At 72.9% G+C, this 21663-nt stretch carries 21 protein-coding genes; 15 read left to right on the forward strand and 6 right to left on the reverse strand.

Annotated features, from left to right (window positions below; translation table 11 throughout):
• From FAF44_RS35060 to FAF44_RS35095, 8 genes are all read left to right on the forward strand, one after another.
• Nucleotides 1-245, forward strand: a 245-nt coding sequence (locus FAF44_RS35060) for a hypothetical protein (RefSeq protein WP_237107641.1), incomplete at its 5' end; no start/stop codon positions are given.
• A gap of 190 nt (nucleotides 246-435) precedes the next feature.
• Entirely contained in the window at nucleotides 436-810 is a 375-nt protein-coding gene (locus tag FAF44_RS35065) for a group 1 truncated hemoglobin (protein WP_237107642.1), read from the forward strand.
• Entirely contained in the window at nucleotides 811-1932 is a 1122-nt protein-coding gene (locus tag FAF44_RS35070; RefSeq protein ID WP_237107643.1) for a globin domain-containing protein, read from the forward strand.
• On the forward strand, nucleotides 1929-2576 hold the full coding sequence (locus FAF44_RS35075) for a DivIVA domain-containing protein (RefSeq protein WP_237107644.1): 648 nt from the start codon (nucleotides 1929-1931) through the stop codon (nucleotides 2574-2576). Before FAF44_RS35070 ends, FAF44_RS35075 begins: the two co-directional genes overlap by 4 nt.
• 190 nt (nucleotides 2577-2766) lie before the next feature.
• Entirely contained in the window at nucleotides 2767-3459 is a 693-nt protein-coding gene (locus FAF44_RS35080; protein WP_237107645.1) for a hypothetical protein, read from the forward strand.
• A gap of 191 nt (nucleotides 3460-3650) precedes the next feature.
• Entirely contained in the window at nucleotides 3651-5078 is a 1428-nt protein-coding gene (locus FAF44_RS35085) for a S1 family peptidase (RefSeq protein WP_237107646.1), read from the forward strand.
• 63 nt (nucleotides 5079-5141) lie between these two features.
• Entirely contained in the window at nucleotides 5142-6128 is a 987-nt protein-coding gene (locus FAF44_RS35090; protein ID WP_237107647.1) for an aldo/keto reductase, read from the forward strand.
• A 339-nt stretch (nucleotides 6129-6467) separates the two neighbouring features.
• Entirely contained in the window at nucleotides 6468-8030 is a 1563-nt protein-coding gene (locus FAF44_RS35095; protein WP_237107648.1) for a serine hydrolase, read from the forward strand.
• Between the two features lie 20 nt (nucleotides 8031-8050).
• Here the strand turns inward: FAF44_RS35095 and FAF44_RS35100 are convergent, their stop codons facing one another.
• The gene (locus FAF44_RS35100) at nucleotides 8051-10315 is read right to left on the reverse strand and encodes an excinuclease ABC subunit UvrA (protein WP_237107649.1); all 2265 of its coding nucleotides are present in this window, start codon (nucleotides 10313-10315) and stop codon (nucleotides 8051-8053) included.
• Between the two features lie 62 nt (nucleotides 10316-10377).
• Between FAF44_RS35100 and FAF44_RS35105 the strand changes: the two genes are divergently transcribed.
• The 4 genes from FAF44_RS35105 to FAF44_RS35120 all read left to right on the forward strand — a co-directional run bounded on the left by FAF44_RS35105 (nucleotide 10378) and on the right by FAF44_RS35120 (nucleotide 13737).
• Nucleotides 10378-11367, forward strand: a complete 990-nt coding sequence (locus FAF44_RS35105) for a YafY family protein (protein ID WP_237107650.1) — start codon at nucleotides 10378-10380, stop codon at nucleotides 11365-11367.
• A 105-nt stretch (nucleotides 11368-11472) separates the two neighbouring features.
• Nucleotides 11473-11868 (forward strand): hypothetical protein, encoded by a 396-nt coding sequence (locus FAF44_RS35110; protein WP_237107651.1) that lies wholly within the window; start codon nucleotides 11473-11475, stop codon nucleotides 11866-11868.
• Nucleotides 11869-11953: 85 nt separating this feature from the next.
• Nucleotides 11954-12811: a TetR/AcrR family transcriptional regulator gene (locus tag FAF44_RS35115; RefSeq protein WP_237107652.1), complete on the forward strand. Its 858-nt coding sequence runs from the start codon at nucleotides 11954-11956 to the stop codon at nucleotides 12809-12811.
• A gap of 32 nt (nucleotides 12812-12843) precedes the next feature.
• On the forward strand, nucleotides 12844-13737 hold the full coding sequence (locus FAF44_RS35120; RefSeq protein ID WP_237107653.1) for a helix-turn-helix domain-containing protein: 894 nt from the start codon (nucleotides 12844-12846) through the stop codon (nucleotides 13735-13737).
• A 47-nt stretch (nucleotides 13738-13784) separates the two neighbouring features.
• On the opposite strand, the gene FAF44_RS35125 is transcribed toward FAF44_RS35120, so the two are convergent.
• Nucleotides 13785-15551, reverse strand: a complete 1767-nt coding sequence (locus FAF44_RS35125; RefSeq protein ID WP_237107654.1) for a hypothetical protein — start codon at nucleotides 15549-15551, stop codon at nucleotides 13785-13787.
• On the opposite strand from FAF44_RS35125, the gene FAF44_RS35130 reads away from it, so the two are divergent.
• Complete coding sequence (locus FAF44_RS35130) at nucleotides 15535-15744, forward strand: hypothetical protein (protein WP_237107655.1); 210 nt, start codon at nucleotides 15535-15537, stop codon at nucleotides 15742-15744. The two genes, FAF44_RS35125 and FAF44_RS35130, sit on opposite strands and share 17 nt — an antisense overlap.
• Nucleotides 15745-16009: 265 nt before the next feature.
• On the opposite strand, the gene FAF44_RS35135 is transcribed toward FAF44_RS35130, so the two are convergent.
• A complete protein-coding gene (locus FAF44_RS35135) occupies nucleotides 16010-16399 on the reverse strand; it encodes a hypothetical protein (RefSeq protein ID WP_237107656.1) in 390 nt (129 codons plus the stop codon).
• A gap of 165 nt (nucleotides 16400-16564) precedes the next feature.
• Nucleotides 16565-17323 carry a TetR/AcrR family transcriptional regulator gene (locus FAF44_RS35140; protein WP_237107657.1) on the reverse strand — a complete coding sequence of 253 codons (759 nt, stop codon included), beginning with the start codon at nucleotides 17321-17323 and terminating at the stop codon, nucleotides 16565-16567.
• 107 nt (nucleotides 17324-17430) lie between these two features.
• Between FAF44_RS35140 and FAF44_RS35145 the strand changes: the two genes are divergently transcribed.
• Nucleotides 17431-18087 carry a hypothetical protein gene (locus FAF44_RS35145; protein WP_237107658.1) on the forward strand — a complete coding sequence of 219 codons (657 nt, stop codon included), beginning with the start codon at nucleotides 17431-17433 and terminating at the stop codon, nucleotides 18085-18087.
• 36 nt (nucleotides 18088-18123) lie between these two features.
• On the opposite strand, the gene FAF44_RS35150 is transcribed toward FAF44_RS35145, so the two are convergent.
• Nucleotides 18124-19464: a cytochrome P450 gene (locus FAF44_RS35150; RefSeq protein WP_237107666.1), complete on the reverse strand. Its 1341-nt coding sequence runs from the start codon at nucleotides 19462-19464 to the stop codon at nucleotides 18124-18126.
• A gap of 2 nt (nucleotides 19465-19466) precedes the next feature.
• Nucleotides 19467-20567 carry a hypothetical protein gene (locus FAF44_RS35155; RefSeq protein ID WP_237107659.1) on the reverse strand — a complete coding sequence of 367 codons (1101 nt, stop codon included), beginning with the start codon at nucleotides 20565-20567 and terminating at the stop codon, nucleotides 19467-19469.
• Nucleotides 20568-20752: 185 nt separating this feature from the next.
• Between FAF44_RS35155 and FAF44_RS35160 the strand changes: the two genes are divergently transcribed.
• A complete protein-coding gene (locus tag FAF44_RS35160) occupies nucleotides 20753-21646 on the forward strand; it encodes a helix-turn-helix transcriptional regulator (RefSeq protein WP_237107660.1) in 894 nt (297 codons plus the stop codon).
• The last annotated feature ends 17 nt before the right edge of the window (nucleotides 21647-21663 follow it).

Here is a 21663-nt window from a genome sequence, read left to right on the forward strand (position 1 = left end):
GGTCGTTTCTTTCGCCACCGTATTCCGGTGGCGGATTCAATAACGCACCGCGAATTAACTCGTCGCACATGCCCGGACACGCCGCGCATCAGCGCGATCGGAGTGGCGGCGCGGGCGGGTTTTCGGCCGTGAACTGCGGGTATCGAGCCGTCCGCGTGGAATGGCCCAGGAAGGCGGAAGTGCTGATGGAAAAGCAGGGACTTGTCGTTCTGATCCGGGTTGCGGGGGATCTGATCACCCCCTAGGGTTTCTGACACATGCTTACGAGCTCGGAAAACTTGATGGTGAAGAAACCCCGATGCCCTGGCGACGGCCATGGGGCGCCCGGCCGGCCGCACCGGCCGGTGATGGGCTCCACGGCGGCATCGAGGCGGCGAATTCACCGCGTGTGAACACGCGTGAAATTCCGTTCCTTTCAGGAGGTCTGTAATCTCTATGGCTTCGTACTATGAGCAGGTCGGCGCTTCCGCCATTCGCGACGTGGTCGACCGCTTCTACACGGTGGTCCTCGACGACGTCGAGCTCAAGCCGTATTTCGACGGTGTCGACCTGGCGCGGCTCAAGCGGCACATGGTCGTGCTGCTGTGCTCCGTCCTGGGCGGCCCCGAGGCGTACGAAGGCCGTGACCTGGGCGACGCCCACCAGGGCATGGGCATCTCCGGCGAGCACTACGAGAAGGTCGGCGGCATCCTGGTGACGGTGCTCCGCGACGACTTCGCCGCCGGTGACGACCTGGTGGAACACGTCGTGGGCGTGCTGGGCCAGGTGCGCGGGGCCATCGTGGAAAGGCCCGTCGGGGCCGCGGGATAAGTGGACACGCAAGCTCTGAAGGGTAGCTGGCATCTGGTCGCCCAGTCGGGGGATCAGGTGCCGCTGTTCTTCTACTCCGCCCTGTTCCTCATGTACCCGGAGACCCGCGGCCTGTTCCCGGTGTCGATGGCCACCCAGCGCGACCGGCTGGTCGGGGCGCTGGGCCACGTCGTCAGCAACGTCGACCGGGTGGCCGAGCTGGTGCCGTTCCTCCAGCAACTGGGCCGCGACCACCGCAAGTTCGCGGTGCTCTCCCAGCACTATCCGGCGGTCGGTCAGGCGCTGCTCGCCACCTTGGAGCACTTCCTCGGCGATCGCTGGACCCCAGCCCTGGCGCACGAGTGGACGGCCGCGTACGGGCTGGTCGCCAAGGTGATGACCGAGGCGGCCGAGGAGTCGTCGGCGACGTCGCCGCCCTGGTGGGAGGGCGAGGTCATCCTGCACGAGGTGCGCGCCCCCGGCATCGCGGTCATCCGGGCCCGCCTGAACTACCAGTACCCCTTCCGCGCCGGGCAGTCGGCCTCGGTCTCGGTCCCGTTGCGGCCGAGGTTGTGGCGCTTCTACTCCTTCGCCAACGCGCCGCGCCGCGACAACACCGTCGACCTGCACGTACGCGTGGTCGACGGCGGCGCGGTCAGTACGGCCCTGGTGCACGGCACGCAGCGCGGCGACGTCCTGAAGGTCGGCGCGCCCGTGGGCGAGCGGCTGACGCTCGGCCCGAACAGGCAGGGAGACCTCCTGCTCGTCGCGGGCGGCACGGGCCTGGCCCCGCTGAAGGCGCTGGTGGAGCAGGTGGCCTACGAGGGCCCGCACCGCTCGGTCCGCCTGTTCGTCGGCGCCCGCACCTCCCGCGAGCTGTACGACGCCGAGGCGCTGGCCAAGCTGGAGGCCGAGAACTCCTGGCTGCGCGTGGTGCCCGTGGTCTCCCGCGACGCCTTCTTCAGCGGCGAGCACGGCCACGTGGTGGACGCCGCGTTGCGGGCCTGGCGCGACCAGGACGTCCTGGTCTGCGGTTCCGAGGAGATGGTGCAGGGCTCCGTCTCCCGGCTCCTGGACGCCGGCGTGCCACCCGCGCGCATCCGTTTCGACGAGTTCACCACTGCTGGAGGTAGGGAGCCGTGACGGAAGAGACGCCGTGGGGACAGCGCCCATCGGACGACCGCCAGCGGCTCACCCCGGACCGGGTGCGCAACAAGGCGTTCTCCCGCACCAAACTCGGGCACCGCGGATTCAGCGAGGACGAGGTCCGGGCCTTCCTGTACCGCATCGCCGAGGACATGGCGAACGGCGACATGGAGAAGGCCGACCTGCGCGCCGAGGTGGAGCGGCTGAAGAACTGGTACAAGGACCGCGGCACGGACGTCGGAGCCACGGGCCAGCCGCCCAGGCTCAACGTGGACGCGGTCAACCTGCTCTCCCGGGCCCAGCAGACGGCGGACGCCCAGATCGCCGAGGCCGAGGACTACGCCCGGCGGCTGGTGCGCCAGGCCCGCCAGCAGTACGAGGACATGTTGCAGGAGGCGCAGCAGCAGGCCGAGGCCGCCGCCAACCAGGCGGTGAGCGTCTATCGCTCCAGCGACGGGTACCAGTCCGTCGAAGCCGAGGAGCTCGAACGCCGGATCGCCTACCTGCGCACCTTCGCGGAGGTCACGCAGGTGCAGTTGCGCGCGGTGCTCGAAGGGCTGACGCACGAGGTGAACAAGCTCGGCAACCTGCCGGACGCGGGCCGGAACGTCGCGTACTCCTCCTTGCCGCGCCACGAGTGAGGGCGTGAACCGGACGGACGGGCCCGCGCGGCGGCGGTCGCGCGAAAGTTTCACAGCGGCTTGACCCCGGGAGTCAGCGGGCGCAAAGTGTGTCTCACTCGCTCGATTTAATTTGGACGACAGCCAAACTAAATCCGGGTGTCGAGAGCCGGCCGGCCCGCGCACGAACCGTCCGAGAGAAGGGTCAACCATGCGCAGAATCGCGCGTACCGCCGTGCCCGTCACCGTGCTGACGATCACCCTGGGCCTCTTCGCCCCGCCGGCGCTCGCCGCCACCTGGTCCTCCACCGACCAGTGGGGCACCTGGACCAACGGCGGCTACACCCTCTACAACAACATCTGGGGCGGCGGCGCCGGCCCGCAGACCATCTGGGCCAACAGCTACGGCAACTGGGGCGTGTGGGCCAACCATCCCAACACCGGCGGGGTGAAGGCGTACCCGAACGCCACCCGGTACGTCGGCCGGCGCATCAGCGCGCTCGGCAGCGTCACCAGCCAGTTCAACGTCACCGTGCCGGGCGCCGGCTCGTACGCGACGGCGTACGACATCTGGGACACCGGCCACGCGTACGAGATCATGCTCTGGATGAACAAGCAGGGCGCGGTCGGGCCACTCGGCTCCCGCCAGACCGGCGCCTCGGTGGGCGGCCACAACTGGGACGTCTATCGCGGCAGCAACGGGTCCAACCAGGTCTTCTCGTTCGTCAGGACCGGCAACACCAGTTCCGGCAGCGTGGACATCAAGGCCGTGCTCAACTGGCTGCGCACGAACGGCTGGATGGGCGACGTGACGCTCGGCGACGTGCAGTTCGGCTACGAGATCACCTCCTCCAGCGGCGGCATGGACTTCCGCACCAACAGCTTCTCGGTCTCGTCCTCCTGACCGCCGCGCGACCCGGACCGCCGGTGACGTGCGCGGCCCGGGTCCCCGCCGAACCTGACCGGCATGGAGTTTCAGCAGGTCAGAGGCTGTTCAGAGCACGATTCTGTCTTCGCGTGGCCGGTGATACCGCCGACATACCGGGCCTGACTAACGTCGCTCCCGCCAATGAGGCCCGCACACGAGGAGCAGTCGTGCCCCGTTCGAGACACGCCGGCGCCGTCGCGATCACCGCGATCGGCGTCGGAGTGCTTTTTGCCGTGCCCGCGTCCGCCGACCCGGCGGAGCCGGCGGCGACCACACCGGCGACCACACCGGCGGCGACCATCGCCCCGGTCGTCCTGGCGGCCGAGTCGCAGCCGGTGCCGGACCGCCCGGTCCTGGCCGGGCTCAAGGCGTCCGCCGCCCGGCAGGGCATCTCCCTGGAGGCGGCGGTGGACGCCTACGTCGCCGAGCGGACCGGACCCCGCGAGCGGGACGCGTCCGGCGACCTGCTCACCCCCGACATCGCGATCGACGACCTGGAGGTCTCCGAACTCGAGGACCTGAGGTACCTCGCCAAGCTGGACGGGACCGGCCTCGCCGAGGCGATCGACCGCCACGGCTGGCAGTCCGACTACATGGAGATCCGGGAGAAGCTGAGGGAGTCGTTCCCGGCGGAGTTCGCCGGGGCGGAGCGGGAGAGCGACGGATCCGGGGTCTGGTTCGGCTTCAAGGACGAGGTGCCGGACGAGGCCGTGCGCCTGGCGCGCACGCTGCCCGTCACCGTGCGCCTGCAGGGCGGGCAGGGCTTCTCCGAGACGGAGATCGCGCAGGCCAAGACCCTGGTGCACGCCGACATCAACAAGCGCGCCGGGGTCGCCGGCAACGCCACCTCCTACGACGTGCGCACGGGCGCGATCAACGTCGAGGTCGAGTACGCCGCCACCGCCAGGTCGGCCGAGCAACCGGAGGCGCTCGCGACGGTGGCGGCCACCGCCGTGCCCCTCGCGGGCCGGATGCACGTCAACGTGACCAAGGCCGACCTCGACTCGGGCGACGAGGACAAGATCGTCCGGGGTGGCGCGCACTTCGACGACTGCACCACCGGATTCATCCTGCGCGGCATCCCCAGTCCGCACCACAAGCGCGTCGCCACCGCCGGGCACTGCGGGAAGCCCAAGTCCTACCGCTACTACCAGAACCACAGCAGCGACGGCGGGGCCACGAGCACCAAGCGGATGTGGTGGCACTACGGCAAGTGGGGCGACCTGGCCTACTACACGACCGGCGCCTACACCGGCAGCCCCACCTTCTACTCGGCCTGGCACACCAAGCGCAGCGTCACCAGCCGGTCCGGCCGGCCGAGCGTCGGCGACTACGTGTGCCACTTCGGCAAGAGCAGCGGCCGCTCCTGCAGTTACGTGCACATCAGCGACCTGGACTACAGCGGCGTGGAAGGCCGCGTGGTGGTGCGGGACTACGTCAGCGAGGGCGGCGACAGCGGCGGCCCCTGGTACTACGGCAACAAGGCGATCGGCATCCACTCGGGCTGGAAGAGCTCCTTCACCGGCCGGCGCTACTCGACCTTCACCCCGGTCTACCTCTTCCGCAACCGGAACTTCGACGTCTACCTGAAGTGAGCCGTCCCGGCGCCGCGCGGCGCCGTTGATCTGGAGTGCGCTCCAGGAAGGAGACTCTCAGTCATGAGATATCGCACGATCGGAACGGACCCGGCGACGCGCCGCGAGGTCAGCGTGCTGAGCCTCGGGGCGATGCGATTCGGTACGTACACGGACGAGGCGACGTCGATGGCGATCCTGGATCGCTACGTCGAGGCCGGCGGCACCTTCATCGACACCTCCAACAACTACGCGTTCTGGGCCAACGGCGGCCAGGGCGGCGAGAGCGAGACGCTGCTCGGACGCTGGCGGCGCAGCCGCGGTGTCGGGGACGAGATCGTCATCGCCACCAAACTGGGCGCCCGGCCGCTCGCCCCCGGCACCGGCTACGTCGACAACGCCGAAGGGCTGTCGGCCAAGGCGATCCGCGAGGCGTCCGAACGCAGCCGGGAACGGCTCGGCATGGACAAGCTCGACCTGCTCTACGCCCACATCGACGACCCGCGGGTGCCGCTGCGGGAGACCGTGGAGGGCTTCGCCTCCCTGGTCGCCGAGGGGCACGCCGGGCTGCTGGGGGTCAGCAACCACTGGACGTGGCGGGTGGAGCGGGCCAGGGCGCTGGCCCGGTCGGCGTGCCTGCCCGGGTACGAGGTGCTGCAGTACCGGCACACCTACCTGCGCCCGCGTACCGACCTGCCCAGCGAGCTGTCGCCGGACGGCGCGCCGGGCGGCGCCGGCGGCGACCTGCTGTCCTACCTGCGGGAGGAGCCCGATCTCACGCTGGTGGCCTACTCCCCGCTGCTGGTGGGCGGCTACACCCGCGCGGACCGTCCGCTGGAGGCCGAGTTCCAGCACGCGGGCACCACCGCGCGGCTGGCGGCGGTGCGGGAGGTGGCCGCGGAGACGGGCGCCACCGTCAACCAGGTGGTGCTGGCCTGGCTGATCGGCGCCGACGTTCCGGTGATCCCGCTGGTGGGGGCGTCCTCGGTGACCCAGCTCGACGAGAGCCTGGCCGCCGTCGAGCTTGACCTCACCCCGGACCAGCGCGCCAGGCTGGACGCGGCGCGCTAGCCTGCGCGCCGGTCGGTGGCGCGCCGGTCGGCGGGAGGGATCGTCGTCAGCCGGCTCGTCCGCGCAGCGTGCGCAGCCGGACCTGCGGGCGGCCGTGTCGGCCGGAACCCGGCCGGCACCTGGTCGAGGTGCGGCTGCGGCTGCGGCGGGTGGCGCCGGAGCGAACCCGTGCGAGACGCGGCTGTCACCCGGCGGGAACGGCGTCCTGCTCCCGAAGCTGTCGCCACCTCCCGGCGGCTGTGAGCCGGATCACGGTTGAGGTTGACCCGGGGGCAGGGTGGAAGCTCGGCGCAGCGGCACGACGCCGATCTGGACCCGATGGAGCTGGAGCAGCGATCCATGACGATCACCCTTTCCGAGCAGGACAAGAGCACCCTGCGGACCGCCGCGTACGGCGCGGTGTCGCTGATGGCCGCCGCCGGTGCCGCCGGCCGGCCCCACAAGATCGCCGCCGGCGGCAGCATCGCGCTGGGCTCGGCCACCGGCCTGGTCGGGCACGTGCTCGCCGAGTACCCCAAGGGCAGGGACCTGGCCGGCCGGTCCGTGGCCGAGATCGCCGACCGCGTGCTGCCGGCCCTGAGTGCGGCCATAGACCTGCTGAAGGAGCAGGATCCGGTCGAGGCCGGCAACTTCCGCAGCACCGTCCTCGTCGCCGTCGAGAGCACCCGGATCGACCAGGGCCGGCCGAGCCCCACCATGGCCGAGATGGCTCGCAAGATCGCCGAAGCCCTCGACGCCACCGGGGGAGCCGCCGCGGACGACGCCGTGCCGCAGGCCGCTGCCGGACAGGACCGCCCGGAGCTGCGGCGGGCGATCGAGGAGATCGTCGATTCCGGTTTCGCCGGGGTGTCGCTGCGCGTGAACGACGAGAGCGGCGAGTGGGCCGGCAGCGCCGGAGTGGCCGAGCTGGACGGGGCCGCGAAGCCGCCGATCGAGGGACACGTCCGGATCGGCAGCAACACCAAGACGTTCACCGCGGCCCTGGTGCTGCGCCTGGTGGCCGAGGGCAAGGTCGGGCTGGACGTCCCGGCGGCGGACCACCTGCCCGAGTTCGGGCTGGACCGGCGGATCACGGTGCGGATGCTGTTGCAGCACACCAGCGGGGTGTTCAACTTCAGCGGCGAGGTCTACGACGACGGGACGGTCGTGCCCGGGATCCCCATCCCCTACGGCACCACGGGCGAGGCGTGGGTGGACAACCGGTTCAAGGTCTACCAGCCGCGGGAACTGGTGGAGCTGGCGCTGTCCAAGCCGGCACGGTTCGAGCCGGGGACGGGCTGGAGCTACTCCAACACCAACTACGTGCTGGCCCGGTTGCTGATCGAGAAGGTCACCGGCCGCACCTACGCCGAGGAGATGCGGCGGCTGATCCTGGGGCCGCTCGGGCTGTCGGGCACCGTGGTGCCGGACACCTCGCCGGAGATCCCCGAACCGCACGCGCACGCCTACTACCGGTACGAGGACGCCGGCGGGCAGCGGACGGTCGACATCACCCGCCAGAACCCCTCGTGGATCTCCACCGGCGGTGACATGATCTCGACCACCCGGGACCTGCACACCTTCATCTCCGCGCTGCTGGGCGGCCGGCTGCTGCCCGCGCCGCTGCTGACCGAGATGTGCACCCCGCACCCGACCGGCATCCCGAACATGGACTACGGCCTGGGCGTGTTCGTGGTGACCATCGACGGCGGCGGCACGGTCATCTCGCACAACGGCGCCGCCGTGGGCCACGCCGCGCTGATGTACAGCACCCCCGACGGCCGCAAGACCCTGACCGCCGCGCTGAACTGCGTGGACGACGCCGGCCTGTCCATCGCGGCGGCGTTCCAGAACGCCCAGCGAAGGCTCGTGGACGCGGTGTTCGGCGGTGGACCGGCCGATCCGGCCCAGCCGGCGGGCTGAGTGCCTGTGACCCGCGCGCCTCAGAGGCCGGACCCTTCCGGCCGGCTTCCGGGGGCTCGGCCGTGCAGGGCGGCGGCGGTGGCGGTGCCCGTCAGGCCCGCGACCGGCCCCTGGTAGAGGACCCGGCCGCCGTGCCTGCCGGGCCCGGGGCCGAGGTCCACGAGCCAGTCGGCGTGCCGGATGACGTCGAGGTTGTGCTCGATGACGACGACCGTGTGCCCCTGGTCCACGAGTTGGTCGAGCACGCCGAGCAGGACGCCGACGTCGCGCGGGTGCAGGCCGGTGGTGGGCTCGTCGAGCACGTAGAGGGCCGGGCCCTCCGAGTCCCGCAGCTCCCTGGCGATCTTGACGCGCTGGCACTCGCCGCCCGACAGCGTCGTGAGGGGCTGGCCGAGACGCAGGTAGCCGAGCCCGACCCGGTCGAGGTGGCGCAGCGCCCGGCGGATCTGCCGGTCGGGCAGCCGCTCGGCGGCGTCGGCGACGGTCAGGCCGTCGAGGTCGGCGATGGACAGGCCGTTGACGCGGTGACGCAGCACCTCGCCGGTGAAGCGCAGCCCCCGGCAGGTCTCGCACACGCTCTCCTGGCCCTCCATGAAGGCCAGGTCCGTGTAGATGACGCCCAGCCCCTTGCAGCCGGGGCAGGCCCCCGCGGAGTTGGCGCTGAACATGCTCGCGGGCAGGCCGCTGTGCCGGGCGAACAGCCGGCGGACGGGCGTGGCGATGCCGGTGTAGGTGATGGGGGTGGAGCGGCGGTTCGTGCTGACCGGCCGCTGGTCGATCACGATCGCGGCGTGCTGGGCGACGAGTTCGGCCGCCAGGCTCGACTTGCCCGACCCGGCGACCCCCGACAGCACGGTCAGGACGCGGGCGGGCAGGTCGAGCGTGACGTTCCCGAGGTTGTTGCGGGTGGCGTCCGCCACCGTGATCGTGCCCGCGGCGGCCCTGGGACGCTTCGTGATGGTCTCGCGGCCGGTGAGCGCCCGGGCCGTCGCCGTGCCGGCCCGTCGCAGCTCGTCGAACGTGCCCTGGAACACCAGGCGCCCGCCGTTCGCGCCCGCGTCCGGGCCGATCTCCACGATCTGGTCGGCGATCGCCATGACGGCGGGGTCGTGTTCGACGACCAGCACGCTGTTGCCCTTGTCGCGCAGCCGCCGCAGCAGGGCGGTCATGGAGCCGACGTCGTGCGGGTGCAGACCGACCGTGGGCTCGTCGAAGACGTAGAGCATCTCGACGAGGCTGCTGCCCAGGTGCTTGACGGTCTTGATCCGCTGCGACTCGCCGCCGGACAGGCTCGCGGTGGCCCGGCCCAGGTGCAGGTAGCCGAGCCCGATGGCGGCCATCGCCTGGAGCCGGTCGGTGAGCGCCGCCACGACCGGTGCGACGGCCGGCTCGCTCACCTTCTCCAGCACGGCGGCCAACTCGGCGATCTCCATGCGGGCCAGTTCGCCGATCGTGCGGCCCGCGACCGTGACGGCGCGGGCGGCCTCGTTGAGTCGGTCGCCGTGGCAGCCGGGGCAGGTCCCGGAGCGGGTGAAACGCTCGATGGTCTCCCGCTTGCGGTCGGACAGGTCGTCGGAGGTGCGCAGGTAGATGCGCTCGAACCGGTGCACGACGCCCTCGTACTCCTTGGGCGGCCTGGTTTCGAGGGCGGCGGCGTGCTCGCCGCCGTACAGCAGGGCCTGGCGCTCGGTCTCCGTCCAGTCGCGCAGCGGGGTGTCGGCGGCGAAGCTGCCGATGCCGGCGTACTGGGTGTGCCAGTAGCCGCCGTCGCCGAAGCCGGGCAGCAGGATCGCGCCCTGGGCGAGCGACCTGTCCAGGTCGAGGAAGCGGTCCACGGCGCTGACGACCACCTCGCCCAGCCCGGAGCAGGCCGGGCACATGCCGGAGGGGTGGTTGAAGGAGAACCGGTTCGACTCGCCCACCAGCGGCGTCCCGGCGCGGGAGAACAGCAGCCGCAGGTACGTCCAGGCGTCGGTGATCGTGCCCACCGTGGACCTGGCGTTGCCGCCGATGCGCCGCTGGTCGATCAGGACGACCGGCGAGAGCCCCCCGATCTCGTCCGTCTCCGGACGGGCCCACTTCGGCAGCCGGTTGCGGGTGAACGGCGGGAAGGTCTCGTTGAGCTGGTGCCCCGCCTCCGCCGCGATCGTGTCGAACACCAGCGACGACTTGCCCGACCCCGACACCCCGGCGAACACGACCAGCCGGCCGCGCGGGATGTCCACGTCCAGGCTCCGCAGGTTGTTGGTCCGGGCGCCGCGAATGCGGATGGTGTGCTGAGACATGAGCCCGAACCTACGAGCAGATGTGGCCGGATTCCGGCCGCGACTTCGGGGAGACTGGCGGCATGCCGGACGTCACCCAGCGCATCCTCGACCTGCTGGCCACCCTCCAGAGCGGCCGGGCGTTCACCGCCGACGAGCTCGTGGCGCGGCTCGGCGTCAGCGCCAGGACGTTGCGCCGCGACATCGACCGGCTGCGCGGCTACGGCTACCCCGTCCACACGCGGCCGGGCCCCGGTGGTCACTACCGGCTGGGCGCGGGCACGGCGCTGCCGCCGCTCGTCCTCGACGACGAGGAGGCCATCGCGACCCTGCTCGGCCTGGCCACCCTCGCCGCCACCGGCAGCGCCGCCGAGGGCAGCGTGGACGAGGCCGCCTCCCGCGCCTACGGCAAGGTCGACCAGTACCTGCCCAAGCGGCTGCGGCACCGGGCCGCCCAGCTCCGCGCGAGCCTGGAGACCGCCGTGGCCGCCGCGCCGAGCGTCAGCGCCGACGTCATGGCCACGCTGGCCGACGCCATCCAGCGCCGCCACCCGGTGGCCTTCGACTACGTCGGCAGGGACGGCACGGCCACGTCCCGGCAGGTCGAGCCGTACCGCCATGTGCACCACAACCTGCGCTGGTACCTGCTGGCCTTCGACACCGGCCGGGACGGCTGGCGGGTCTTCCGCCTCGACCGCGTCACCGGCCTGCGGGCCTCGACCGGCACGTACGCGCCGCGGCCGCTGCCCGCCGGCACCGCGCTCGACTACCTGCGGCGCGGGCTCGACAAGGACCGCGAGCGGGTCGTGCTGACCGTGCGGGCGCCGCTCCTGGCCGTCGCCGACGCCTTCAAGCACCAGGACGCCGAGCTCACGGCGACGGGCGACGAGCGCACCCGGGTGGTGCTGCGGCTCGACACCTGGCAGTGGTTGCTCCTGCACCTCGCCTTCCTCGACGCCCCCTTCACCGTCGAGGAACCGGCCGCCTTCCGGGCCGCCGTGGCGGGTTTCGGCCGGCGCCTGGCCGAGGCCGCCGACATCGGTGGGGAGGGCGACCTTCCCTTTTCGCTATAGCCACTCAGAGTAGTTGATCGCTACTTTCGGTAACGCTTCGGCTGGAGGCATGTCCGGACGAACCTCTCACAGCCATTTCCCCTAGTGCGATCGGGAGACTTTCGCATGCGCAAGATCATCATGGTGGTCCTGGCCGGCCTCGCGACCGGCGTCGTCGGCGCAGGTGGCGCCGTAGCGGCCTACGCGGCGCTCGGCGGCGCCCAGGGCCCCGGCGTCCGGGCGGCCGCCGTCGTCAACGCCGACGGCACCGTGGTCCGCTCCAAGGGCGTCACCGGCGTCCGCAAGATCGCCACCGGCCGCTACTGCATCGAGCTGGACTCCGACTACGACGCCTCGCGCAGCGTGCCGGTCGCCACCAAGCGGTGGGGCGCCCCCTGGAACTCCACCGTGTTCGTCAACGCCAACACCACCGACTGCGGCAGCGCCGAGCGCCACGTCTTCGTCGCGGGCGGCAACAACGGGGCGGGGGCGGACCTGGCCTTCCACGTGATCGTCCCCTGATCCGGCGGGGCCGGCGCGCGGCGGTCGTCGCGCGCCGGGCCCAAGGCGGTCGCGGATCGCCCAGCGGGCCCAGACCGGCAAGAGCGTGATCTCCTACCACTTCGCGGGCAAGGACGAACTGCTGGAGCAGGTCGTCACGCAGATCAACGCCGACACGTGGGCGGTCGTCCGCGCCGCCGTCGACGCCGAGCGCACCGCGTCCGGCAAGCTGCGGGCCTACATCCGCGCCAACCTCGGCCACCTCAGCTCGCACCGCTCCCACGTCCTCGCGGTGGCCGACATCGTGGGCAGCCACGCCGCCGCCGACGGCACCCCGCGCTTCGACGCGACCGCCGCCCCGGCGGCTGCCGAACTCCTGACCGAGATCCTGCGCCAGGGCCTGGCCGACGGCGAGGTCACCGACTTCGACCGGCTCGTCCAGAGCGCGACCGCCGCCCTGGAGGACGGCCTGCACGTGTGGCTGCAGCCCCGGCTCGTCGACGCCGGTCCGCGCGAGACCCTCGACCACCTGGCGCGGGCCGCCGAAGCCGCCGAACTCCTCAGGAAGGAGTACGGCGAGATCGACCTCAACGTGGGCTGCGAACTCAGCGTCTTCTCCGCCGGAGTCATCCCCGGCGCCTCCCACGAGCGGCGCGGCGCCAAACTGGCGTCCCCGCTGCACTGGCCGCTGTTCCCCTGGTTCAACCGGCGGCTCAACCGGCTCCTCGGCCGCGCCACCGGGGCGCAAGGCCCGGAGTCAGGGCTCTCACCAGCCGTTTCAGTGCCCATTCACTGCTTTTTCATCGTCGTTTCAACGCCGTGGTCAAGACTCTGCGGAAGCCTCCGGGAAACGGTGGCGCGGCGTGCTCGCGGCGAACGACGTCCCCGCGTCCACGCATCCACGCGTCCACGCGTCCACCAAGGGGGGAACCCCTGGCGCACCCACAGCCCACCGCCCCGGTGACCTGTTCCGGCGGGCGCGTTCGTGAGGAGAGGATGAGACAACAGCCGCACGAGCACCGGATCTCGGCCGGTCCGGTGCGCGACACGCTCACGCGCTTCGGCGCGGTGACCGTCGGCCGGAAGGCGTTCGAGCCGACGAGCCGGTGGAAGGCCGTCACGGACGCGGGGGGCACGGGGCCGGGTGGCTTCTACCACCTCGTCATCCCGCTGGCCGGTTCGGTGCGCCTGCACTGGGCCGACCGGGAGGTCTCGTCGGAGGTGGGGGACCTGCTGCTGCACGACGTGACCCGGGTGAGCAGCGCGCACTTCCGCCCGCCCAGCCCCGGAGCGCCGTTCGAGACGGCGGTCGCGGCGGTGCCCAGGTTCCTGCTGACCCAGCCGCAGGACCGGGTGGAGCCGCTGCTCGGCCGCAGCCTGGCGGCCGACCAGGGGATCGCGGCGCTGCTGGCGGACCTGGTCGGCAAGCTGGCCGAGCACCCGGAGACCTACCGCCCGTCCGACCGGGCGCGCCTGGGCCTCGTGGTCGCCGACCTGCTGTCGGCGCTGCTCGCCAACCTGCTGGACGACCGCCCCGTCATCGCGCCCTCCGGCCGGGACGCGCTCCTGCAGCGCATCCAGGACTTCGTCCAGGAGCACCTGCGCGACCCGGAGCTGACCCCGCGCGAGATCGCCGCCCGGCACCACATCTCCACCAGCTACCTGTTCCGCCTCTTCCAGGAGCAGGACACGACGGTCGCCGGGCACATCAGGACGCAGCGGCTCGAACGGGCCCGCCGCGACCTGCTGGACCCGGCCCTGCGCCAGGTGCCCATCAGCAGCATCGCGGCCCGATGGGGGTTCACCCAGGCGGCCAACTTCAGCCGGGCCTTCCGGCGCGCGTACGGGCTGCCGCCCAGGGAACTGCGGCGCGAGCCGACCGGCCGCTGACCGTCGCGGCCGGTGGGCCCGCCGGGTGTTGCGCGCGGGCGGCCCGCTCACCCCGCCGCCGTCCCGGCGGTGCGCAGCAGTTCGGCGACCGATCCGGTGAAGCCGGGCAGCATGGCGGTGGCCAGGAGCCAGGCTCCTGGATCGTCCTTGACGGTGTCGCGCATGAGCGCCGCCAGGGCCGCGTAGCCGTCGCCGAGCCGCAGGCGGGTCAGCCGCGCGAGCACCGCGCCGGCGGGACGGGCGTGCTCCAGGGCCTGTTCCCAGGTGACCTGGCCGCGCCGCACGGCCTGGTCGAACCAGCGGGCGTTGCGCCCGATCCGGAACTCGGCGAGCACCTCCTCGACCGGGACGCCGGACCTCAGCCGGGCGTTCGGCCTGCCCCCGGAGTCCGGCGGCCCGGCGGCGGACTCGCGGCGGGAACCCTCCGGGCCGGTCCGGCCGGTCCGGATCCCGGCCCCGGACGCCTCGCCGCCGGGGCCGGGCACGGGCTCCTGGTCCGGCCAGGTCGGCCGCCGGGAGCAGAGGCGGTGGAGGTCGTGCCGGCTCCGCTCGTCGAGGTGGGGCGCCAGGGCGTCGTGGGCGGAGCAGGGCGCGGCTGCCAGCAGCGTCACGAAGGCGGCTCCGGCCCCGGTCGGTGAGGTCCCGGGGTGGCCGGCGGGCTGCGGCCAGGCCCCGTCCGCGGGACGCGCCGCGGCGTGGGCGAGCAGTTCGGCGACGGTGCCGGGGAAGTCCTCCAGCAGGGCGCGTACGGATCGCCAGGCGCCGACGTCGTCCCCCAGTCGCTCCCCGACCAGGCCCGCCAGCCGGCCGGCGAAGGCGTCCCACTCCCGCGCGGCGGGACCGGGTTCCGCCGGGCGCACGCGCATCGCCTCGAGGACCGCGGACGCCGGGGCGGCCTCGGTGACCATGGCCGCGCCGCCGAGCCGGGGGCCGAGCCCGCGCCGGATCGCGGTGCGCACGGCCTTGGCCCGGCTGCGCGGCGGGCAGGCCGCCCGCACCAGGTCCAGGTCCAGGTGGGCGGCGTGCTCGGCGACCGCGACGGGGTGGCGGGCGTAGAGCAGGTCGCGCAGGGCGCGGGGACAGTCCGGGTGCGCGGTGATGGCCGCGGCGGCGTCCTTGGCGAACGGTTCGCGGCGGGCCGCCTCGGTGAGGGCCGGCCAGTCCAGCGGCTCGCGCCAGGCCAGGCACTGGGACCGGTCGCCGGGGGACCTGGCGTCGTACAGTTCGGGCAGCAGGCCCGGTGTGCCCTCCGACCGGGTGACCGCCGCGCGCAGCGCCGTGGCGTCGCCGGTGCCGAGCACGGTCCGCAGGACGTCCGCCACCTCGGGTTCGAGCCGTTCGGCGGCGATCGCGGCGAGCCGTGGCACGCCGCCGCCGTGGTCGTGCAGCGCGAGCAGCGCGTGCACCTGCTCGGCGGCCCGCATGAGCAGCGGCTGCCGGGCGTCCAGGACCCGCCGGGCGTGGTCGAGCACCGGCGACAGATCCGCCGGCCGGGCCGCGGCGACGACCGTGCGGCGCAGCCGCCACGACCACGCCTGCTCGCGCCAGTGCGCCGTCCGGACCACCTGGGGGTGCCCCGTCGCGGCCAGCCGCTCCCGCACGTCGGCGCGCTTCCAGGTGGCTCCCCGGGCCAGCAGCGTCTCGGCGAACGGCGTGACGTCGCCGGCCAGCACCAGCCCGACCAGCCGCGCCAGCCTGGCCGGGTCGTGGATGAGGGCCACGTTGTCCAGCAGGGCGTCGAGGAAGCGGGGCTCGGCCTGGGCCAGCGCGTCGCTCAGCAGGCGGTCGGGGATGCGCGTGCCCTTCCTGAACACCGGCACCAGGACGTCGGCCGCCCCGGACAGCGGCCGGTCCCAGTCGGTGATGCCGGAGGCCGCGACCAGCGGCTCGACCTGCTCCCAGGGCAGCGCGCTCCTGCCCGGGTCCGAGACGGTCGGCGGCGTGGGCCGGCTGTTGATGTCGGGCTCCGGTGAGGTCGTCGGCGGTGATGAGGGCGCGCGGGCGTGAAAGGGCCGGCAGGAGAATGGCGTCGGCCGGGCTTTAGCCGTAAGGGGTTCTCGTCGATCGGGCGGGGGTGGCGAATATCCATGATCGGGGAATTCGGGTGCGCTGTCATCAGCACGAAGTACCCGGTTCTTTGACGTTGCGTCCATTCCCCGCGTCCATTCCCCGCGTCCATTTCCGGAAACTCGTCGAAGTCGTTTCGGAAAGCGGCGCCGGCCGTCCATGAGGCCCGCGCGGGTGAATCCCGGCGGGCCTCATGAACGGGGGCTCAGCAGCCCTTCGTGATCGCGGTCAGCGTGCGGGCGGCTCCGATGGAGTACTTCTTCTTGCCCTGGGTGCCGCCGTTCGTGGTCATGCAGATGGTGTAGTTCCGGCCGATGGCGTTCTTGATGTGCAGCTTCGCCGAGACCCGGTGCGAGCAGTGGTTGTTGAAGTAGACCGTGACGGACGTGCGGCCGTCACCCCACGAATAGTTGCTCCTGCCGCCCTTGGGACGGCTGCAGGCGAGGGCGGCCCGGTGCACCGGGGCGGTCGCCGCCGCCGAGGCGGACGTGCGGGCGGAGGTCTGGGCGGACGCCGCCTGCGCGGTCGCGACCGGCAGCGTGGTGAGCGCGCCCGCCGCCATCGTGGCGGCCAGCAGCGCTCGAAGGTTGCTCATGATGTCCTGACTCCTGCGGATGGTGATGTGCGTCGCGACGGGGGCGTACGCGGCAACCCCGTGGCGTGATCATCAAGTCTCACCGGAGGTCAAGGGAAAAGTCATCGGCCTGGAACGCACACCTTCTTGGCATCGCGTCCACCGCGACCCGCTCCCGGGGAGTCGTCAGCCGTCGCGGTCGAGTTCGGCCAGCCCGGCCAGGATGCGGTCCAGGCCGAACTGGAAGTCCTCGGCCGTGTGGCCGATCGAGCCGGTGTTCGCCTCGTCGGCGAACAGGCGGCAGAACCGGGGATAGCGGTCGGGGGTCATGACGCTCGCGAGGAAGCCGAAGTAGTCGCGCGCCCCGTCCGCGCCTGCGCCGGCGACGACCGGGTCGAGGGCGAGGCGGGCCTGCTCGCGGGCGTAGCCGTAGATCAGGGTCACGGCGCGGAGCTGGTCGTGCGGGGTCAGGGCGGTGTGCGCCAGGGCCGCGAGCATGCGTTCACCCCACAGCAGCTCGTTGGGCGTGCTCGGCGGGCCGGAGGCGGGCACCGACAGGACCCACGGGTGGCGGCGGTGCAGGTCGTGGATCTGCCAGGCGACGGCGGCCAGGGCCGCACGCCAGTGCCCGGCCTCGGGCGGCGGGCCGGACGGCGGCGCGGCGGCGGCGTCGCGCATCAGCACGACCAGGTCGTCCTTGGCGCGGACGTGCCGGTAGAGCGAGGTCGTCGCGGACCCCAGGGCGGCGGCGACGCGGGCCAGGGACACCGCGGCGAGCCCCTCCCGATCGGCGATGCCGATCGCCGCGGCGACGATCCGCTCCAGGCTGAGCGCGGGCCGCGGGCCGGACCGGGCCTCGCCGGTTCCGCTCTCGCCACGTGTGCGCGCGGCCCGCCACGCGAGCTCGATGCCGGACGGCGTGCGTGTCCTGTGCTGCTCGCCCATCACGGCCTTCCCCTCGACCTGCGCTGTGCTCGAAAGTATATGGTGGCGAACGCCATTCGCCATTATGGTGAACGCCATACGCCATCAACGGGAACGGAGAGGACGACATGAACGGACGCACGCCGCCCGTGGTCGTGGGAACGTGGGCGGGCGCGGGCTTCACCGCCCTGACCCTGCTCTACCTGGCACTGCTCACGGTGATGACGGCGCAGGGGCTGCCGTTCCCGCCCCAGGAGCCCTACACGACCGCGTTCCACGTGATCATGTTGCTGTCCGCGCTGGTCATGGTGCCGCTGTGGTGCGCCGTGCACCTCGCCGTCCCGGCCGGCCGGCAGGTGTTCACGCTCGCGGCGACGGCGTTCGCCGTCATGCTGGCCGTGGTCGTGTGCGCCAACCGGTTCGTGGCCCTGACGATGGTCAGGCAGAGCCCCGGCCTGGGCCGGACCGCGGGCCTGGAGTGGTTCCAGCCCTACGGCTGGCCGTCGCTGATGTTCGCCTTCGAACTGCTCGGCTGGGGCCTGTTCTTCGCACTGGCCTGCCTGTTCCTCGCCGCGGCCTTCCGGGGGCGCGGCCTGGAACGCGGCATCGCCGCGGCCTTCGGGGTGGTGGGCGTGCTCAGCCTGGGCGGCGCGATCGCGCTGTTCGTGGACTCCACCGCGCTCATGGGAGCGGTCGCGCCGGTGGCGTGGGGGCTCGGGCCCGCCGTCGGCGCCGTCCTGGTCGTGGTCTGGCTGAGGTCGGGAGCGGTGCGATCACGGGCCTGATCACGGGCCTGATCACGGGCCTGATCACGGGCCCGATCACCGCCGCTCGCGCACCAGCAACGGCTGCGGCTCCGGGACGAGCAGCATGCGCGGCACGGTCCTGGGCGGTTCGCGGCGCACGGGCCGCAGGTCCCACCGGGAGACGACGGCGGCCAGCGCCAGCGTGGCCTCGGTGAGGCCGAACAACTCGCCCAGACACCGGCGGCGGCCCCCGCCGAAGGCCAGCAGCGACTGGCGCGGGCGCGCCGTGCCGTCGTGCGACAGCCACCGCTCCGGGCGGAACGCGCCGGGGTCGGGGAAGAGCCCGGGATCCCTGTGCAGCGCGAACGGGCTGATGAGGATGACGCTCCCGTCGGGCACGGCGTACCCGCCCAGGCCGGTCTCCCTGATCGCCTGCCTGCTGAGGATCCACGTCGGGGGATAGAGCCGCAGCGCCTCGGTCAGCACCGCCTTGGCGTACCGGAGGCCGGCCAGGTCCGCGAACGCGGGCGGACACCCGGAGGCGACCTGATCGACCTCGGCCCGCAGGTTCGCCGCGACCTCGTCGTTCCTGGCCAGGACGTGGCAGGTCCAGGTGAGCAGGGTGGCGGTGGTCTCGATGCCGGCCGACAGCAGCGACATGACCTGGTCGCGGATCTCCCGGTCGGTCAGGCGGCGGCCGTCCCCGGACGTCGCGCCGACGAGCCGGGACAGCAGGTCGTCCCGGCCCTCGCCGGAGCCGCGGTACTGGGCGACGACCTCGGCGATGGCGCCGTCGAGACGGGCGGTCGCCCCGGCGAAGCGCCGGTTGGCGGGCGTGGGGAGCCGGTGCGGCCACGGCGGCGGCAGCACCATCCGGCGGAACAGCCCCCGCAGCAGCACGGGCAGGGTCTCGGCCATCACCGCCGCGGCCCGGTGGCCCGTCGGGGCGGACACCAGCGTGCGGGCGATGACCAGGGACGAGAGCCGGTGCATCGCCGGGCCGACGGCGATCGCCGAGCCGTCCGTCCAGGACCCGACGACCTCCTGGACGCACCGCCGCATGACCTCCGCGTGCCCCTCCACGCCCCTGCGGTGGAAGGCGGGCTGGAGCAGCGGCAGTTGCCCGCGGTGGTCGTCGGCGTCGCAGGTGATGATGCCGTTGCCGACCAGCAGCCGCGCCGCCTCCATGAACGGGCCGCCCTTGTCGAAGTCGTCCTGCTGGGTGGTCAGCGCGCGGACGGCCAGGTCGGTGCGGTTGACCAGGTAGCAGTCGCGGCGGCCCAGGCGCAGCCGCACCAGCGGATCGGCGGCGCGCTGCGCCTCCAGGTAGCCGAGCGGGTCGCGCAGCAGCCGCAGCGTGTGGCCGAGCAGGGGGACGGCGCCCGCCGCCGCCGGGACGTCCGTGCCGATCATCATCCTCACCTCGTGCTCGTCCCCTGGCCCGCGGGCCCGCGCGCCGGTCGGCTGAACAGGTTCGCGACGTAGCCGCCCGGCCCGTCGGGCGAGCGCGTGGCGGGCTGGTAGCGGGGCGCCAGGAAGTGGAAGTCGTAGTTGCCGCGCACCACGTCGAGGTAGCCGCGGACCAGCGCCCGCGCGCGGGAGCGGGCCGGTTCGCCGACGCCGGCGGCGTCCAGTTCGGCGGGCAGCCGCTCCAGAGCCTCGACGAGCCGGTGGACGACCTCGGTGAGCAGGTCGTTGACCTGCCCGGCGGCCTCCTGCAAGGTGTGGCCGCCGTGGTGGCGGGTGATGAACACCGCGTTGTGCCAGTAGCCGACCTCCAGGTCCTTGCCGACGGAGAAGATGTCGTTGATCAGCCCCACGTGGTCGCAGGCCGCCCGGCGCGCGGCGGCGAAGGCGGGCAGCAGCCGGACGGCGTCCGGGGGGTGCAGGCCGAGCGCCGGCTCGCAGCCGTCCAGGAAGGTCCGGATGCCGACGGACTCGCGGCGGTGCAGCACGAAGTCCGCCCCGGACGGCACGGGCGCGGCGATCCGGTCCACGGCCTCGACGTAGTAGGTGTTCAGCCAGGCGACGACGTCGCGGCGGAAGACCCGGCCCCACGCGGCCGGGCACCTGGCGGTCAGGCGCTGCCACAGGCCGGCCAGCGCCTCGGCGAGCGGATTGGCGGGGGGAGCGCCGTCCATGACGTCCACCAGCGAGGTGATCGCCGCCAGCACGGTGGCCGGGTCGCGGCCCGCCGCCCCGTCGTCGAACTCGTCGTCCACGATGAACGCCCAGGCGGTCCACTGGGCGAGCAGTTCGAGGATCCCCGCGCCGGCGCGGGGATAGTAGAGGGCCATCAGGAGCGCGGGCATGGTCCGTTCGGTGTTGGCCCGCGCGGGTTCGGTGGGGCACAGGCCCGTCTCGCCGATCCACCGCCACATGCCCGCCTCGGCGCGGCGGTGGGCGGGGTTGGGACGGCGCTCGGGGAAGGGCATGAAGAACTCGGGCAGGACGAGCGAGCGCGCCCCCTGCCCGAGCCGGTCCAGCCGGACGGGGTCGTGAGCCGGGGTCCGCCGCACGGAGCGAGTCCTCTCGCGTGAGATGCGCCCGGCGGAACGGGGCTCCCGCCCGCGCGGGACTGGTCCTACCCGGACCGATCGTGACGAAGGGTGTCCAGATGGCTACTTTTGGTTGACCGTCGTCGTGTGGGCGGCAGGGGGAACGGCGGTCCGGGGCAGCGGCCGGCGGCGTACATAATGGTCAGATGGATCGTGCGGCACTGGCGGACTTCCTGCGCCGGCGGCGCGAGGCGCTGCGGCCCGAGGACGTCGGGCTCCCCGAGGGCTCCCGACGCCGGGCCCCGGGCCTGCGCCGGGAGGAGGTCGCCGCCCTCGCGGTGATGTCGACCGACTACTACACCCGTCTCGAACAGCGGCGCGGCCCGCAGCCGAGCGTGCAGATGCTCGCCTCCCTCGCCCGCGCGTTGCGGCTGACCGGCGACGAGCGCGACTACCTGTTCCTCATCACCGGGCACAACGCCCCCACCACGCTGTCGGACACGACCCAGGTCGCCCCCGCGCTGCTGCGGGTGCTCGACCGTCTCGCCGACACCCCGGCGCTCATCCTGTCCGACCTGGCCGAGACGCTCGTCCAGAACCGGATGGCCGAGGCGCTGTTCGGCGACCGGTCGGGCGACACCGGCCACGCCCGCTCCGAGATCTACCGGTGGTTCACCAACCCGTCGGAGCGGCTGCGCTACCCCGAGCGCGACCGCGACCGGCAGAGCCGCGCCCTGGTCGCGAACCTGCGTGCCGCCCACGGGTCGAGGGGCCCGCGGTCGCGGGCGGGCGATCTGGTCCGTGAGCTGTGCAGGGCGAGCGCGGAGTTCGCCGGGCTGTGGGAGCGGCACGAGGTGGCCAAGCGCTTCGAGGACCACAAGGTGCTCATCCACCCCGACCTCGGCGGCATCGAGCTGGACTGCCAGGTGCTGTTCACCGAGGACCAGTCGCAGGCCCTGCTCGTGCTCACCGCGCCGCCGCGCAGCGAGGGATACGAGAAGCTGCGCGCGCTCGCGCTCCTGGGGCGCACCGAGCCGGACCAGGGCCCGGCCCACGCCGGCCCGGCGGGCACGCCCGCCGCCCGATCCCCGCGCGCCTGACCCGCCCCAGGCCGAGG

It is taken from the genome of Nonomuraea sp. MG754425 (assembly GCF_021699195.1).
GTDB lineage: Bacteria > Actinomycetota > Actinomycetes > Streptosporangiales > Streptosporangiaceae > Nonomuraea.